At 44.9% G+C, this 14,992-nt stretch carries 11 protein-coding genes; 1 reads left to right on the top strand and 10 read right to left on the bottom strand.

Features of this window, described 5'->3' with window-relative positions; all coding sequences use genetic code 11:
* The first annotated feature begins 90 nt into the window (after positions 1–90).
* Positions 91–903 carry a lytic transglycosylase domain-containing protein gene (locus B2P60_RS02405; RefSeq protein WP_193004654.1) on the top strand — a complete coding sequence of 271 codons (813 nt, stop codon included), beginning with the start codon at positions 91–93 and terminating at the stop codon, positions 901–903.
* 145 nt (positions 904–1,048) lie between these two features.
* On the opposite strand, the gene tsf is transcribed toward B2P60_RS02405, so the two are convergent.
* From tsf to B2P60_RS02355, 10 genes are all read right to left on the bottom strand, one after another.
* Entirely contained in the window at positions 1,049–1,930 is an 882-nt protein-coding gene (tsf, locus tag B2P60_RS02400) for a translation elongation factor Ts (protein ID WP_286739250.1), read from the bottom strand.
* 316 nt (positions 1,931–2,246) lie between these two features.
* Positions 2,247–3,071 (bottom strand): 30S ribosomal protein S2, encoded by an 825-nt coding sequence (gene rpsB / locus B2P60_RS02395; RefSeq protein ID WP_193004656.1) that lies wholly within the window; start codon positions 3,069–3,071, stop codon positions 2,247–2,249.
* A gap of 442 nt (positions 3,072–3,513) precedes the next feature.
* Positions 3,514–3,963 carry a chemotaxis protein CheX gene (locus tag B2P60_RS02390; RefSeq protein ID WP_193004657.1) on the bottom strand — a complete coding sequence of 150 codons (450 nt, stop codon included), beginning with the start codon at positions 3,961–3,963 and terminating at the stop codon, positions 3,514–3,516.
* Positions 3,964–4,004: 41 nt separating this feature from the next.
* Positions 4,005–4,454, bottom strand: a complete 450-nt coding sequence (locus B2P60_RS02385) for a chemotaxis protein CheX (RefSeq protein ID WP_230709074.1) — start codon at positions 4,452–4,454, stop codon at positions 4,005–4,007.
* 30 nt (positions 4,455–4,484) lie between these two features.
* Positions 4,485–4,847 carry a response regulator gene (locus B2P60_RS02380; protein ID WP_045443633.1) on the bottom strand — a complete coding sequence of 121 codons (363 nt, stop codon included), beginning with the start codon at positions 4,845–4,847 and terminating at the stop codon, positions 4,485–4,487.
* 68 nt (positions 4,848–4,915) lie between these two features.
* Positions 4,916–7,165 carry an ATP-binding protein gene (locus B2P60_RS02375; RefSeq protein ID WP_286739245.1) on the bottom strand — a complete coding sequence of 750 codons (2,250 nt, stop codon included), beginning with the start codon at positions 7,163–7,165 and terminating at the stop codon, positions 4,916–4,918.
* A gap of 12 nt (positions 7,166–7,177) precedes the next feature.
* Positions 7,178–8,056, bottom strand: a complete 879-nt coding sequence (locus B2P60_RS02370; protein ID WP_286739243.1) for a substrate-binding periplasmic protein — start codon at positions 8,054–8,056, stop codon at positions 7,178–7,180.
* A 427-nt stretch (positions 8,057–8,483) separates the two neighbouring features.
* Positions 8,484–9,743: a multidrug effflux MFS transporter gene (locus B2P60_RS02365; protein ID WP_286739241.1), complete on the bottom strand. Its 1,260-nt coding sequence runs from the start codon at positions 9,741–9,743 to the stop codon at positions 8,484–8,486.
* A 450-nt stretch (positions 9,744–10,193) separates the two neighbouring features.
* On the bottom strand, positions 10,194–11,006 hold the full coding sequence (locus B2P60_RS02360) for a crotonase/enoyl-CoA hydratase family protein (protein ID WP_198334187.1): 813 nt from the start codon (positions 11,004–11,006) through the stop codon (positions 10,194–10,196).
* Between the two features lie 203 nt (positions 11,007–11,209).
* A complete protein-coding gene (locus B2P60_RS02355; protein ID WP_286739238.1) occupies positions 11,210–14,713 on the bottom strand; it encodes a hybrid sensor histidine kinase/response regulator in 3,504 nt (1,167 codons plus the stop codon).
* Positions 14,714–14,992: the final 279 nt, after the last annotated feature.

The following is a 14,992-nucleotide window of genomic DNA, read 5'->3' as shown; positions in this document are numbered from 1 at the left end:
TCCTGCGAACCCGATAACCGCTTAAACGCGCAAAACGACGCGCTTATAGGCAAAGCAATTTGCTATTACTCGATAAAAAGTGATAACCCTATGATGAACGTTGCAACTTTAGTTACCCGCTGCATGTCTCCTATTTTACTCACCGCCGTTGCCCTATCTAGCTTACCCATTGCCGCTCAAGCAGGGAATATGTATATCTATAAAGATAAAGGCGGACAAGTCCTACTGACTAATGTCAATCCAAGTGGCAACTTTGATAAATTTACCAAAAAAGTAAAAGTGACTTACTACAAAGACTCTAAGATGTATGACGGCAGTAGTAGCAGTAATAACTACGGTAGCAGCTCTGCTAGCAATAGTGGTAGCCGTAACGCTTATGACAACTATATTCGCGCCTCTGCCAATCGCCATGGCGTCGACCCTGCCCTTATGAAGGCAATGATGCATACTGAGTCAGCGTTTAATCCAAATGCACGCTCGCCCGTGGGAGCGCAAGGTCTGATGCAGCTGATGCCAGCAACGGCTCGCCGCTTTAATGTGAGCAACCCGTGGAACCCTGCTGACAATATTGAAGGCTCAGCCAAATACATCGCTTGGCTCATGCGCCGTTTCAACAACAATATCGAACATGCGGTCGCCGGTTATAACGCTGGCGAAGGCAATGTCGATAAGTACGGTGGCATTCCCCCTTTTAAAGAAACGCGTAACTACGTCCAAAGAGTCATGAGCCGCTACCATAGCTTATATAAGAATGATGCAGGGCTGGCGGGTGCTAGTATGAGTGCTAGCAATCAAATGACTAATGCGAATACCACAAGCGGTGGGCTGCAAAATGTCAGCTACGGCACCAGCAGTAACAATAACGCCAGTTATAGCAATTCAGCCTACGCCGCATTACGCTAACATAAAGACAAAACGATCAGCTAAAAGACCAAAAACCAGACATAAAAAAAGCCCGTTAATACATTAACGGGCTTTTTTATGCTTAAACGCCAAACTCTACGTGTCAAATAAAAACTTATTTAACACTCACAGTATGGTCTACCGCTTACTTGTTAGCGGCTTGAGTGGCAGCAACTTCAGCAGCGAAATCTTCTTGTTTCTTCTCGATGCCTTCACCAACTTCTAGACGTTTGAAACCAAGTACTTTTACGCCTTCAGATTTTAGTACGTCACCAACTTTTTTCTCGTTGTCCATGACATACGGTTGACGCAGTAAAGTTACTTCGTCTAGGTACTTACGTAGGCCACCTTCGATCATTTTTTCAACGATGTTGTCAGGCTTACCAGACTCTTTTGCTTTGGCTTCGATGATGTCTTTTTCGCGTGCTAGTACGTCAGCTGCCACGTCTTCGTCATCGACAGCAACAGGGTTGAATGCAGCAATGTGCATGGCAAGGTTTTTACCAGTCTCAGCGTTGCCACCTTCATAAGAAACCACAACACCAATACGTAGGCCATGACGGTAAGATGCGATGTTAGCGCCTTCTAGCGTTTCAACACGGCGAATTTGGATGTTTTCACCGATTTTCTGTACGAGTGACACACGAGCTTCTTCAACAGTTTGGCCATCGCCATAAGGCAATGCAGAGATGGCAGCAACGTCAGTTACGTTGTTTTCTAGCGCAAGGTTAGCCACTTTTTCTGCAAAGGCAGTGAAGCTGTCATCTTTTGCTACAAAGTCAGTCTGGCAGTTAACTTCTAACAAGAATGCTTTGTTGTCACCTTGAGCAATGATGATAGCGCCGTCAGCTGCGATGTTACCTGCTTTTTTGGCCGCTTTTGCTTGACCAGACTTACGCAAGTTATCGATGGCAACTTCAACATCACCGTTTGATTCTTCTAACGCTTTTTTACATTCCATCATGCCAAGACCAGTACGGTCACGCAATTCTTTTACCATTTTGGCAGATACTTTTACTTCTGACATAAGAGTTACCTTAGTATAGTTATGTATGGGAGAGCTTAATTTTTACTTGATGTCTTTTTACTGCTCGTTTGCATAGTGTCGCCTGTTGTAGTCATGAAAACACTTTTGGTGCTCGTTTAACACATATTGTGTCTAACAGGCGCCAACATAAGCGACAATACTCGCCTATGAACGAGTCGTCCATTAACAACAAGGCATGACGAGTAAAACTACATCATGCCTATTATAAGCTTATACGCTGTTAACGGCACTATAGGGATGCCTGATAGCGACACTATCAAGGCAACCTGTCCATTATAGCGCTATTTACTGAGTCTTATAGATCAGCTTGTGCTTCTGCTGGGTTTTTTACAGCAGGCGCTTCTTCTGGCTGTTCAATAGCAGCTGGTGCTTCGTCAGTAGCAGCAGGCGCTTGCTCAGCTTTACCGCCAGCTTGAGTCTGTGCGTATTCTTTACCAGCGATGATCGCATCAGCCATAGACGTCACATACAAAGTCACAGCACGGATCGCATCATCGTTCGCTGGGATAATGTAATCAACGTTGTCTGGGCTAGAGTTTGTATCAACGATACCGATCACTGGGATACCCAAGTTTTTGGCTTCTTTGATAGCGATCGCTTCGTGATCTACGTCTACAACGAAGATTGCGTCAGGTAGGCCGCCCATGTCTTTGATACCGCCTAGTGAACGCTCAAGTTTTTCCATATCACGAGTACGCTCTAACGCTTCACGCTTGGTTAGCTTCGCGAAAGTACCATCTTCTGCTTGCTTCTCAAGCTCTTTTAGACGGTTGATTGACTGACGTAGTGTCTTCCAGTTAGTCAACATACCACCTAACCAGCGATGATCAACGTATGGCATGCCAGCGCGAGCTGCTTGCTCACGAACGATGCCGCTTGCAGCGCGTTTAGTACCAACAAACAATACTTTGTTTTTCTTAGCAGCTAAGCCGTTTACGTAAGTCAATGCTTCGTTAAACGCTTTTACGGTGTGCTCTAGGTTGATGATGTGAATCTTATTGCGGGCACCGAAGATATATGGACCCATTTTTGGGTTCCAAAAACGTGTTTGGTGACCAAAGTGAGCGCCGGCTTGTAGTAAGTCGCGCATTTCGATTTTGGTTGGATTCTTTGTAGCCATGTGAATATATCCTATTGGTTGGGTTATGCCTCCACATCACAAAAACTGCCTATCTAGCGACACGCATCTGCTACCGGTTCGTTTTTATCAGTAAAGTACTAACGGTTCACAAATTAATCAAGTCGCCAAACACCCAGCAATTTTTTGCCATGATGTGTGTGTCATTGGTTGGTTTAAAAAAGAAGCTATCGTCAGAGGTCAGCAACATACTCACACCTGAACTATAAAGCGAATTATAAAAATAGCTGCGCTGTATTTTATCACATTATCGATTAAAACCTCCAGCAGTTTATTAGGCGCGTGACAATGCGATAAAAACAAAAGTACAGCCGTATCAAAAGACAAAAAAAGCGACACCGCAGCATCGCTTTTAATGGTTAGCTTGTTTTTAGACCACTTAACGCTCAACCCTCTCGCTTTGGTTGGCTCAGCGTACATCAGGTTATGTGATACAAATACCAATGACCGCTTTATAGCCACGCCACGTAAATGGGGTGACATAACTTTGGCGATCTTTTGACAAGTAAGACACACTTGGTGCCCCCTCAACGATATGAGGCGGCGAGATAATAAACTCTGACCCAAATTCAGTACGAGCATTACCAGAGATGGTATTGGCCATTTCCCCCAACAAATCTTTCATCATGGTAATGGAGGAATCAGGCTCGCCCATCACTTTGATGACCTCTCGCAACATCACACTCGGCGCACTCACATACACACAGCCTGCAAGCGGCCCTGATATCTGGATGATGCCGCTATAGTCATAACCAACTGCACTTTTATTGTTGTTCAAATAAGGGGTGTCAATCGCCACTTCTGAGCCATCAATCTGGGCAAAAAATGCGTTAATTGAACTGAGGAACACACCCAATTTTTCTACTTTAACCATAATATATTAGTATCCATCTGTATTACGTGGTGGCAGGATCATTAATCCTGCAAACAAACCACAATCTCGCCAACTTGCGAGCGCCAAGTGATGGGGATGATAAAAGAACGCTCGTCGTTCGGCAATACAATGCTTTGCGGAGAGCCTTTGAACACAAACGGCACAGAGATATGAAACTCTGAACCAAACTCTTTGCGCGCATTACCCGCGATGGTATTGGCCACCTCGCCTGCCAAATCTATGTAATTGGCCTCACTTTTATCAGTCTCACCCATGCTGTCCAATATAGAAGACAGCAATTGATGGGTTGCCGAAAAATACACCACGCCTTTTTGTCCACCTGAGATACCGATCACACCCGTATAGTCATGAACTTTTGGCTGTTTGTTCTCTAACAAGTAAGGGGTATCAGCGACGAGCTCTTCTCCACCGAACTGATCAAAATAGTGACTGATAATACTTAAAAAAATCTGTAGCTTTTGTTCTTTCATAGTGACATCTGCTTTGGTCGATGAATGGTGTTAGTCTTGCATCAGCTCATACAAAGACTCTACAAGCTCTTCTTCTGAAAAAGGCTTGCATAAAAAGCCGCTGGCACCCAACGACAACGCCTCAATGCCAGTGGCTTTGTCAGACAAGGCTGACACCACCAAGATACGGACTTCAGGATCAATCGCAATGATTTTTTCAATACATTCAAGTCCATCCATTTGCGGCATGGTCAAGTCCATGGTGATCACATCAGGACGATGGACATTGAACTTTTCGATGGCCTGAACACCACTGGTGGCCGTGGCCACCAACATAAACTGGCCTGAATCATACGCGCGCTGAATACGGTTTCTAATAATATTTGAATCATCAACAATCATTAACTTATGCATAACTTATCTATTACCTTGAATGAAGGCCTTGTCGTCCTTGACAATGTACCTACGGTTTTTAATTTTAATTAAGCTTTTGGTAACGTAATAACAAACCGTGTCATCTGACCCAGCTCGCTATTCACATTCAGCTTGCCATCATAATCTTTTACTTGTGCTTTAATGATGTCAAGCCCAACACCGCGGCCGCCATCTTCATCTGCGTGTTCTTTGGTAGAGAAACCAGAGGAAAACAGTTGCTTAAGTAAATCACCCTGACTGAGCTGATTTGCCTCTTCGGCACTAAAACGGCCTTCTTTGCTTAATTTGGTACGGATGCCATCATAATTGATACCTTGACCGTCATCTTGCACCATCAGCGTAAAATCTGACCCGTTGTCTTTTACTTCCAAATCAATCGTCCCGACCGCGGCCTTCCCAGCAGAGTGACGAGTACTTGGTGTTTCGATGCCATGCACCACCGCATTACGTAGGAGTTGAATACTAATCTCTTTGATCGGCTTGGCAAGATGCGCTGGGATGTCCGCTTGTGTCAGTGTATTACTCTTGAGCTGTACTTGCTTACCTTGCCTTGTGGCAATGTCTTTAGCAAAGTCTTTGTAAAAAGACAGCCGATCATCTTCTGCGTCACCGTCCAGATCGATGTCCTGACCACCATTCATATCTATACTACCGATTGAGTGGTTTGCTGCCTGACTTTCAGTAACGACCGTTTTTGAGACGCTGTTTTTTACGATGTCGTTATCTGCGGCAAGCGGTGTTGGTGCGGTGGCCGCTTGCATAGCCGCTGGGGCTGGGGCTGGGGCTGGGGCTGGGGCTGAACGGTTGATGCGTTCACCCAAGGTGGCAATAGTGTTTGATAGACTTAACAAGTCATCTAAATGTACGGCCAATGGCAAGAAATCATTACCCGATAGCTGACCTTGATTTTGCAACGCATGTAGTTTGTCTTCTGCATCTGAGGCAATCTTGGTAAAGCTGTGCAGCTTTAACGCAGACGCCTCCCCTTTTAGGCTATGCATTTCGCGATAGATGGCTTTTAGCTTACCTTCTAGCTCGTATTGTGAACTACCCGGATTTTTTAAGATGTTGTTCATCTTTTCGATGTGCATCTGAGTGTTGGTAATAAACTCGTTGATGATCTTTGGATTCACATTCAAGATGGTGGTGAGCATCTCAATCTGCATATCGTTTTGCGACCGCTCTTTTTCTAGGCGCTGCTCTAGATAAACGGCGTCTGACACGTCGTTGACGTTGACCAAAATACGGGCAATGTCTTTGTTGTCATAAACACGCGAAAACTTAAAATCTAAGAAGCGATTGTTCAACGCTTTACTGCCAGCGGTGTTGTGGAGCATCACTTTATGCAACGGGTTGAGCGAATCCACCAGTTTTTCTTTGACTCGGGGGTTATAAAGCTGTTCAATAAACTGCTGTGTGGTCTTCAAGTCTTTATCAGAAATACGCCCACGCAAGACATTGGTAAAGTTCTCGCCTGCCAAACGATCAGCACCGATAATGTCGTTGAGTGCGCGAGAGTGCTGCTGACCAATATTGAGGTCTTTATCAAGCAAGAATAGTCCCGTATTGACCGTTTGCATAATCTCTTGCGTTTCGCGGCGAGCGGCAAATGCTTCGGCATCCGTCTCCCGTAAGCGGCGCACAAAGAAGAAAACAAAGATTAAGAAGTACGTAAAGATAGCGGCAACACCAAGTACCTGAATAAGACGAATGGTCGTCGCCTGACGCTCTGCACTATTGAAGACGTCTTTCGTCAGATTGTCTAACGAATCGTTGATAAACAAACTGGATGTCTTGGCCTGCTCAACCGCTTGCGTCAACGCATCGGCAGAGGGCACCATGACATTGTCAGCATCTTTAAGATACGTTTGGATTTTAGGTTCTAGCGCTTGCCACTGCTCATTAGCGGCAGCAACGTTGGCTTGCGCCTTACTATCAATGTTTGGCAAATCATAAGTATTGCCCTCAGCATCAGTGATCGTGCCACCTTGTTCAATAGCAGTCATAGAGCTGGTAATCAGCGCCGTGTTTTGCTCCAAGCGGCTCAGCACTCGTTGTATGTGTGGGGATTTGGTATCCTCACCATAACTACTGTCTAAGTCAAAGAGATCTTTGATTACCGCTTGCGCACTATTAGCAACTTGGTTGGTTTGATCAATCAGCGCCGTGTTTCTTTCTAATAAATTTGAGGTATAAAACGTAAACGCTAGCAAAGCACCAATCAGCGATAAAAATAGGGCAATTGAAACAATTAGACCTTGATAGCGCTTATTGTCAACATGAGGTGTGGTTGCCATCTTTAGAACTCCTTAGTTCACTTGCTTAGTATTGGTGGCAGAAGTGCTCTTGTCAGCAGAGGTATCTACACCCAACCAGCGCTCTTCAATCTCTTTAAACGTCCCTTTTGCTTTAAGCTTCACAATACCCTCGTCCACTTTATTAATGAGCTCATTATTGCCCTTGGCCATCAAGATAACTTGCTGCGCTGATGGGTTATCCTCTCCCTCATAAGGCACGATGGTGACATCATATTCTGGATGGTTTTTTGCGGTGAACTGTAAGATCGGTAAGTCGTGCAAAATGACATCGACTTTGCCTTGCATCAAATCTTCATACAATAAAAAGGCCGTGCTACGAGTCGTCATTTGACTATATTTGCCCATGGCATTGAGCTGATCTTCTTGTTTTGAGCCTTCCATAGCAGCGACGTGCATACCCTGCAAATCTTCTATGCCATTGATGGTCACATCACTTTTTGCGTACATGATAGAGGATGGGTTAAAAAAGTAAGGCGCAGATAATCCGTATTTTTCGGCGCGGTCATCTTTATAAGAAATACCTGAGATTGCTAAATCGCGACCCCCTGACGCCACACTATCAAACATGTTTTGCCACGTTTCTTTGTAAAATTCGACTTTGAACCCTTGTTCTTCACCAATCGCACGAATTGAATCGATATCAATACCTTGCATATTGCCGTAGTCATCTTGGAACGAAAACGGAGGCATCGTGCCTGTGGTCGCCACTTTTACAGTGGGGGCGGTATCAGGCAACTGACTAACAAAACTGTCTTTTTTTTCTGTGACTGGGCTTCCAGTCGCACTGGCATTTTCTTGGGTGGCAGAGTTACCACAGCCAAATAAGCCCACACTCAATACCATTGGTAACACGCGATATAACTGCACCATAATCTACCCTTTAAACTTAACGTTGTTGTACATATTAAGGAATGACAATCTAGCAAGGTTAGGTAATATTTCTACAATATTTTCTTACAGAAAGTTACGTTCGATAATACTTGGGTAAATTTGCGATTGCAATAATTATGTTTAGTTATTACATACAATTTATTATGGGTAGATCAGACTGCGATAATACTTCATATCTATAGGTAGCTGTTTATAAAGGAGACTTGGCTAGTAGGGAGCGCTGCTAGCGTTTTTAAAAGAAACCGACGGTAGTTTGGGCTAATAAAGTGGCCATTTTATAGTCCATATACTTTTAGGAGGGCGTTGGTATACAGTCAAAAGAATGAAAGGGCCATAAAAAAAGTACTTATACATAGGATGTATGAGTACTTTTAGAATGTGGTGTAAGAAGCGTAATACTTAGCGCTTACTCAGCATCATCAAGATTTAAATTACGGTCTATTTGCCAGATTAAAAAGGAACCAAGGCTCATGAGAGCAAACATAGCTATACCGATCTTCAGTACGGGATTGACCGGAAATAGATTTAGTAATAAACCACCAAAAATACCAACTGAAAACATAAGCGAGCCTTGTAGCGCACTTGCCATACCAGCACGGCGTTTTTGGAAGGCTAACGCAATGGCAGAGGCGTTCGGCTGTGTCAAACCCAAACCTGCGATACAAAAGAAGATACAGGCAAGTACCAAGGGCAGCCACGCATCCGTACCCAAAAAGAGGCCGACCATAAACAACACACCCGCAGAAATAACCTGCATCATGGCACCAAAGCGTAAAATACTTAAAATACGAAAGCGGTTGGTCAGCCATTGGTTCATCTGTGTCAGACCCACAAAGCCTGCAGCATTCATCCCAAACAGCCAACCAAAGTGGGTCGCTGAGACACCATAGGTATCCATAATCAGCTCAGAGGCCGAGCTGATGTAGACAAACATGGCCCCCATCAACAGGCCACCGCCAATCGCCGGATAATTAAAAGTGGGGTCTTTTAATAAGTCCCAATATTGACTGAGCACTTCTTTGGCAGGGCGCACATTACGGTTTTCTTCAGTCAATGTCTCAAAAAAGAAAAATTTAGTGAGTAATAGGTTGAGCGTACCAAAGGCTGCCAAAAACCAGAAAATAGAGTGCCAACTAAAAAACTGTAAAAATAGGGCACCAAGCGATGGGGCTAATATGGGGGCTAAGCCCATCACCAAAATCATAATAGAAAATGCTTTGGCGGTTTGTTTGGCCGTCAGGCGATCACGAATGGCGGCACGTGTAACCACTGCGCCCACACAAGCGCCAAGTGCTTGTATGGTTCGTCCAAAAAACAACACATATTCATTATTAGTGCTCGCACAAATAACGGAAGCGATGACATACAGCGTCATACCAATATATAAGGGCTTAACTCGGCCAACGCGATCACTAAAGGGGCCGTAAAACAGCTGACCAAACACCAATCCCAAAAAATACGCTGGTACAGAGTTGGCCATAAAGGCCGTGGAGACGCCAAAGTCATCGGCCATTGATGGTAGTGCTGGCAGATACATATCGATAGATAATGGTCCTACCGCTACGATAAGCCCAAGCATCATAATCCATGCGACAGGCAAATCAGCAGAACGCACACGCTCAGAGGCGATGGGTTTATTGGGGAGGGTAGATTTTGGAGCAGACATATTTAGACCGTTTTATATAGTGGTTATTATTTTATTATTCATGTTGTCTTTTTCGTTAGCGGTTATTAGGGCGTGTCCTCATATTAAAAATGGTGATAAAAATGAGATAAAGTGCAGGCAAACAAGGAAAAGAGCGCAGATAATATCGAGATATTAACCAGCTATTTGACGCTGTTTGACAAAATTTAGCCATTTTTAGTCCATTTAGATGACTATCGATTGAACCGAGGACATGCCCTAGTACAGAAATCAGCGGCTATTCACAAAGCCGTGCACCTCTGTATGCATCTGTGCAAACGGACAATGTTATGACAGGGTTATATTGTACTAGCGTCGCTTATACTTCAATAGTGGCATGACGTTAATAAAACAAATCTCAACCACCAAACACCATCAGAAAAATGCCTCAAAATAGGGCCAAACGTTTAATGCCTCTCTTGTTAGGATCGATTAACGGAACTGACGTTTGCCAAATACCGTACTGGCTTGCTTGGCTTTTCTGAGCGCCAGCTTACGGTTGCGACCGAGCATCATTTTTAGCTGCCATACTTTCTCTTTATATAAAGTGGCCTTAGGCTGCTGATGCATGGCATTGATGATACGCTTACTCGCCAGCACAGCATCCGGAGAACGCTCTGCAAATTCAGCAGCGAGCTTTTGCGCCTGCTCAAGCGGCGTCTCACTACAATGACTGATAAGACCCAGCTCGCAGCCTTTACTGGCATCAATGATACGTGCACTCATGGCCAGCTCTTTTAAGGTGTCTTCTCGCACCACCCCAAACGCAGATTGGGTCAGCCCCATGTCCGGTACTAAGCCCCACTTGGCTTCCATGATAGACAGTTTGCAATCAGGATGACTGACTCGTACATCACACGCTAATGCCAGCTGTAGACCTGCACCAATACAATAACCTTCTAGTACCGCAATGACGGGCACAGGCACATCGCGCCAAACAAGACAGACTCGTTGAAATGAGCTCTGCCATGGTTTTATAAGCTCCCACACGGCAAATGCTTGGTTTTTTGGATGGTTTAAATCACCCAAGTCAATGCCCGCACAAAAGGTCGCTTCCGCTCCATTTAAAATGACCGCTCGTATTGTTTTGTCTTTGCTAATACGACCTGCCACTGCAATCAGCTCATTTACTACTTGAAAGCTCATGGCGTTTTTTTTGTGCGGACGATTTAGGGTAACCGTTAGTATGTTATCAGTGATACTAACTTGTAATGTCTCATACTGGTAAGTGGCAATCGCGTTCATAACAATCCTTATTAAAAATAAACATAGTGTTGATAGCAGCAATATTAGCAGGCTTACCCTTATTCTACCGTAGCAATAACTGACTGCCACGGTACGCCCGACAAGACCGCTCTAAAATATCTATAAGATTCTGTCCACTATTTTATCCGCAAATCGATTAAGAGCCCTTAACTTTTGAGACACTGTCTTACCTACTATCTCGTTTATATCATCTTCCACGTCATATCGTTTTCACTTAAACGGTGATAATTCAGCTGAGGATAGGCGGACAGATCTAGCGCTTGTAAGTTGTTTAATGCGGTTAGCAATGCCTCATAATAAGGCTCGAGCATAGCAAACTGTGCGGGGGTGGTATGCTGGATATTTAACAAACACTTGTCTTCTAAGTCTTGACTGGCCTGACGTAACTGTGGTACCCCAGTATAACGACTACCGCCCAATATACGATGGGCAATTTGCGCCAGCGTATTACGATCACGCGCGATCCACGCTTGGGTTAGGGCTTGCTTCTCATCGTTGATCGTATCAAGCATCATAATGATAAGCTTGGCTGCTAGGTCAGGTTTGTTCGCCGACCGCGTAAGCGCATCTTGCCAGTCTAAAATGGCTAAAGTATCGTTAATGCTCCCCCCTACATTACTGCTGTTTGCATAACGATGGCTGCCTAAATCCTTTCTTTCTTGCTCAGATGCTTGTGAGTCCACATGGGCTGTCATCGTATTATAACCACTGGCTGCAGAGTTTTTCGGTGGGTTTAAGAGTGAGATGGTTCCCTGATTTTGCAAACGTAAACTCTCATAGCGCGGCTGGGTGTCACGCGGGGTTTCTCGTCTGTAGTCCTCACGAGGCTGACTATCACGCAAATAGTCATCCCGAATTTTTTTCAATGATAAAGGCCGCGTAATTTTTTGCTGACTTACCCTATCAGAGGCACTACTGCGATTGCTCTCCTCCCCTTTCACCAGTGGATAAGCCATCATGGTAGAGTCTGCAGGCCAACTTGAATACTTTTCAGCCTCTGCATTTTGCAAGTCCATAGTGTGCAAATCATTCTCTGGTGCGTCATTAGCTTGTAAGTCAACGCTATGTAGACTGGAATCAGGCAACACCGTTAGTTGAGGGGTGGTCGTTGTGCGTCCCAGCCATTTTTGCAGCACTTGCAGTAACTGAGGCTGGCTAATCGGCTTACCCACATAATCATTGATGCCGCTCGCGATAAGCTTGTCACGCTCATCGGCCAAGCCATGAGCGGTCAAGGCAATGATGGGGATTCGGCCATCATCGTGCTCAATATTGCGAATTTGTCTTGCGGCTTCATGCCCTGACATGCGCGGCATTTGAATGTCCATAAAGATTAAGTCAATACTGTTTTTATCCTGACTAGCGCCTTTATCGTCAAGGCTTGCCTCTTCATAAAGTGCGCTGTTTGATTTCTTGTTTATTTCATCGCGCGTTTCAGCTTTAGAGATTTGGGTTTTATTCGATAGACTCTGCTTGTCATTTTTCGTGGTTTTGATGTTTTTGGTTTGCTGTTTACTGATGATCTCGATGGCATCAAACCCACTACTCGCCGTAATCACCTGAATGCCAAGCTCGCTGAGCAAAGCATCGAGCACCAGTAAGTTGGGTAAATGGTCATCGACTGCCAGCACAGTCACGCCTGTCCAACGTGGCTCTTGCAGATTTTTTGGCACGCTGCGGTTTTGTGTATCGAGCATGGCGTAGAGTTGTCTTTTATCTAGTGGCTCATACAGTACATTGGCATGATAACGGTTTAGTAGCGCTTGATCGGCGGCCACTTGATAACCAAATACCGCAAGCTTGCCTTGATAATGGAGACGAATCTGTTTGAGGAGCGCCATCATATCGTCTTGAGTGTCATCATCAACGATGACCCAATCCCAATAGTTGCCACGCTCTTTTAAGGACTCAAGCACCCCTGGCAATGAGTTGGCTTGCGTCAATTTAATCGGTAAGTACTGCAAGCTGGCTTTGAGCACTTGGATGGACGCGGTATGATTGATCCAAACCAACACGTTGAACTCGTCGGTCTCACTTGCCAGTGGTGCCAAGACTGGCAGCTCAATCGTCTGACCAGTGGCGGCTTCTAACACATCGACATGTGCTGGCATGCGAAACCAAAAAGTGGCGCCTTGATTGGCAATATTTTCTTGGGCATTGTCATGAAACCCAATATCACCGCCCATTAGCCGGGTTAATTGCTTAGAGATGACCAGACCCAGCCCTGTGCCACCATATTGACGAGTGATGGATGGATCACCTTGGCTAAAGCTTTGAAACAGCATTTTTTGATCGGCCAGAGAAATCCCTTTACCGCTGTCTTGCACACTGATCATCAAGTAATTGTCTCGGTGATCGTCTAAGCTGACGCGCACCACCACATCGCCGCTGTCGGTAAACTTAATGGCATTGCCGACGATGTTGGTCAGTACTTGTTTGAGGCGCAAGGCATCACCGTTGATGCGCATCGGTACGTCGTTATAAAACAGCACCGCCATACGTAGACCTTTTTCTGCAGCCACTGGGGACAGCATATCGACTACATCGTAAATGGTGTCATAGAGATCAAACTCATGGCGATCGAGTACCAATTTGCCGGCTTCTATTTTAGAGAAATCCAAAACATCATTCACGAGTGCGAGTAAGTGAGCTGAGGATTTGCGGATGGTCTGCACATATAAGTCTTGTTCAGGGTTTAATTCACCATGACGGGCCAATAAATTAATAAAGCCATCAATACTGTTTAGCGGCGTGCGCAGCTCATGGCTAATATTGGCCAAAAACGCAGACTTGGCTTGGCTGGTCGAGATTGCCGCATCACGCGCATTACGGATAGAGATGTTCTGCATCTCCATCTCATCAAAAGCCAGGCGCAAATCATCTTCGGTTTGCTCAGCATGATCCTTGAGATCCTGAAAACTTCTGTGCAAGCGGCGCAACGTTTTGACCAAATCTTGCTGTAATAAGTTAAGCTCACCATCGGACTCAACCGGAATCGGCTGATACAGATTATCGACATGGGTGCGTTGCAGCTGTAAGCGTAGCTCATAGATTGGAGCGATCCAGCGTTTTGAATAGATGTTTAAACTTAGCAATAAAATTAAAATAGTGAATAAACCCGTAATCACCAGCGCCATGGCAATACGATACCGAGCAATATAGAGTGGCTCATTGTCCATATCGACGAGCAGCCATAGCCTCTGCCCTTCAAACTCTCCTAGCACACTGCCATAAGCCGTCCCAATAGGCGTTGGTCTTTGCGATAAGAAGTTCTCTGTTACATCTATCGAAGGCCACGCTTCATTTAATCCATAGCCTACTGCCGCGAGTACTTGATTATTCTCGTTAATAATAGCAATGCGCTGTACGTGCTGCTCGGATTGCATGCGTCCTAATTTATCTTGCACACCCTCAAGTTTAGTGAGCACGGTATTATCCGCATTGTCATCACGGCTTGCTTGCGAACGCTCCTGCTCTAATAATTCAGGAATCAGCTCAGCAATCGCTGGGGTGTAGCGAATCAGCACCGCTTCGGCCAACACTTCTTGCTCTGAGTTGCTGGCACGCATGGTTTCATAAAAGACCAAAATACCACCGACAGCCGCTAACACACAAATGGGCAAAAACACCAAGATGATGAGCTGACCATACGCACTACTGGTATCAAAACGTTTTTTGTATGCCATGCTAGCTTTACTCTCTACTGGGGTTTGCACTGTGTATAAATGACAGTGGTCAGTTGTGGTTGCCACTCATTAAATCTTAACGGCTGTAGGTATTTTAACAGTATTTATAAAGGTAGATACTGTCATCGCAAATGAGTGAATGGGCTGCCGCTATCGACTGTATGATTTTAACTGTCCAGCCGATATTAGACACGCCTCATTTACCAAAATCTCTTGATGCTCTCAGCGTAGCCAAAAACAAAATGATATAATGACGCAACTTCTTATTTTTTACCATTT

The organism is Psychrobacter sp. UBA3068 (assembly GCF_002366815.1).
Classification (GTDB): domain Bacteria; phylum Pseudomonadota; class Gammaproteobacteria; order Pseudomonadales; family Moraxellaceae; genus Psychrobacter; species Psychrobacter namhaensis.
The sequence above is the reverse complement of the archived record's forward strand: the minus strand, read 5'-3'. Positions and strand labels throughout refer to the sequence as shown.

Bases quoted from the DNA above. Each gene is read 5' to 3' on its own strand.
- B2P60_RS02375 (WP_286739245.1), bottom strand. From the start codon at position 7,165: ATGGCAACCACACCTCATGTTGACAATAAGCGCTATCAAGGTCTAATT.
- B2P60_RS02355 (WP_286739238.1), bottom strand. From the start codon at position 14,713: ATGGCATACAAAAAACGTTTTGATACCAGTAGTGCGTATGGTCAGCTC.
- B2P60_RS02380 (WP_045443633.1), bottom strand. From the start codon at position 4,847: ATGCATAAGTTAATGATTGTTGATGATTCAAATATTATTAGAAACCGT.
- B2P60_RS02370 (WP_286739243.1), bottom strand. From the start codon at position 8,056: ATGGTGCAGTTATATCGCGTGTTACCAATGGTATTGAGTGTGGGCTTA.
- B2P60_RS02390 (WP_193004657.1), bottom strand. From the start codon at position 3,963: ATGGTTAAAGTAGAAAAATTGGGTGTGTTCCTCAGTTCAATTAACGCA.
- B2P60_RS02385 (WP_230709074.1), bottom strand. From the start codon at position 4,454: ATGAAAGAACAAAAGCTACAGATTTTTTTAAGTATTATCAGTCACTAT.
- B2P60_RS02360 (WP_198334187.1), bottom strand. From the start codon at position 11,006: ATGAACGCGATTGCCACTTACCAGTATGAGACATTACAAGTTAGTATC.
- B2P60_RS02365 (WP_286739241.1), bottom strand. From the start codon at position 9,743: ATGTCTGCTCCAAAATCTACCCTCCCCAATAAACCCATCGCCTCTGAG.
- tsf (WP_286739250.1), bottom strand. From the start codon at position 1,930: ATGTCAGAAGTAAAAGTATCTGCCAAAATGGTAAAAGAATTGCGTGAC.
- B2P60_RS02405 (WP_193004654.1), top strand. From the start codon at position 91: ATGATGAACGTTGCAACTTTAGTTACCCGCTGCATGTCTCCTATTTTA.
- rpsB (WP_193004656.1), bottom strand. From the start codon at position 3,071: ATGGCTACAAAGAATCCAACCAAAATCGAAATGCGCGACTTACTACAA.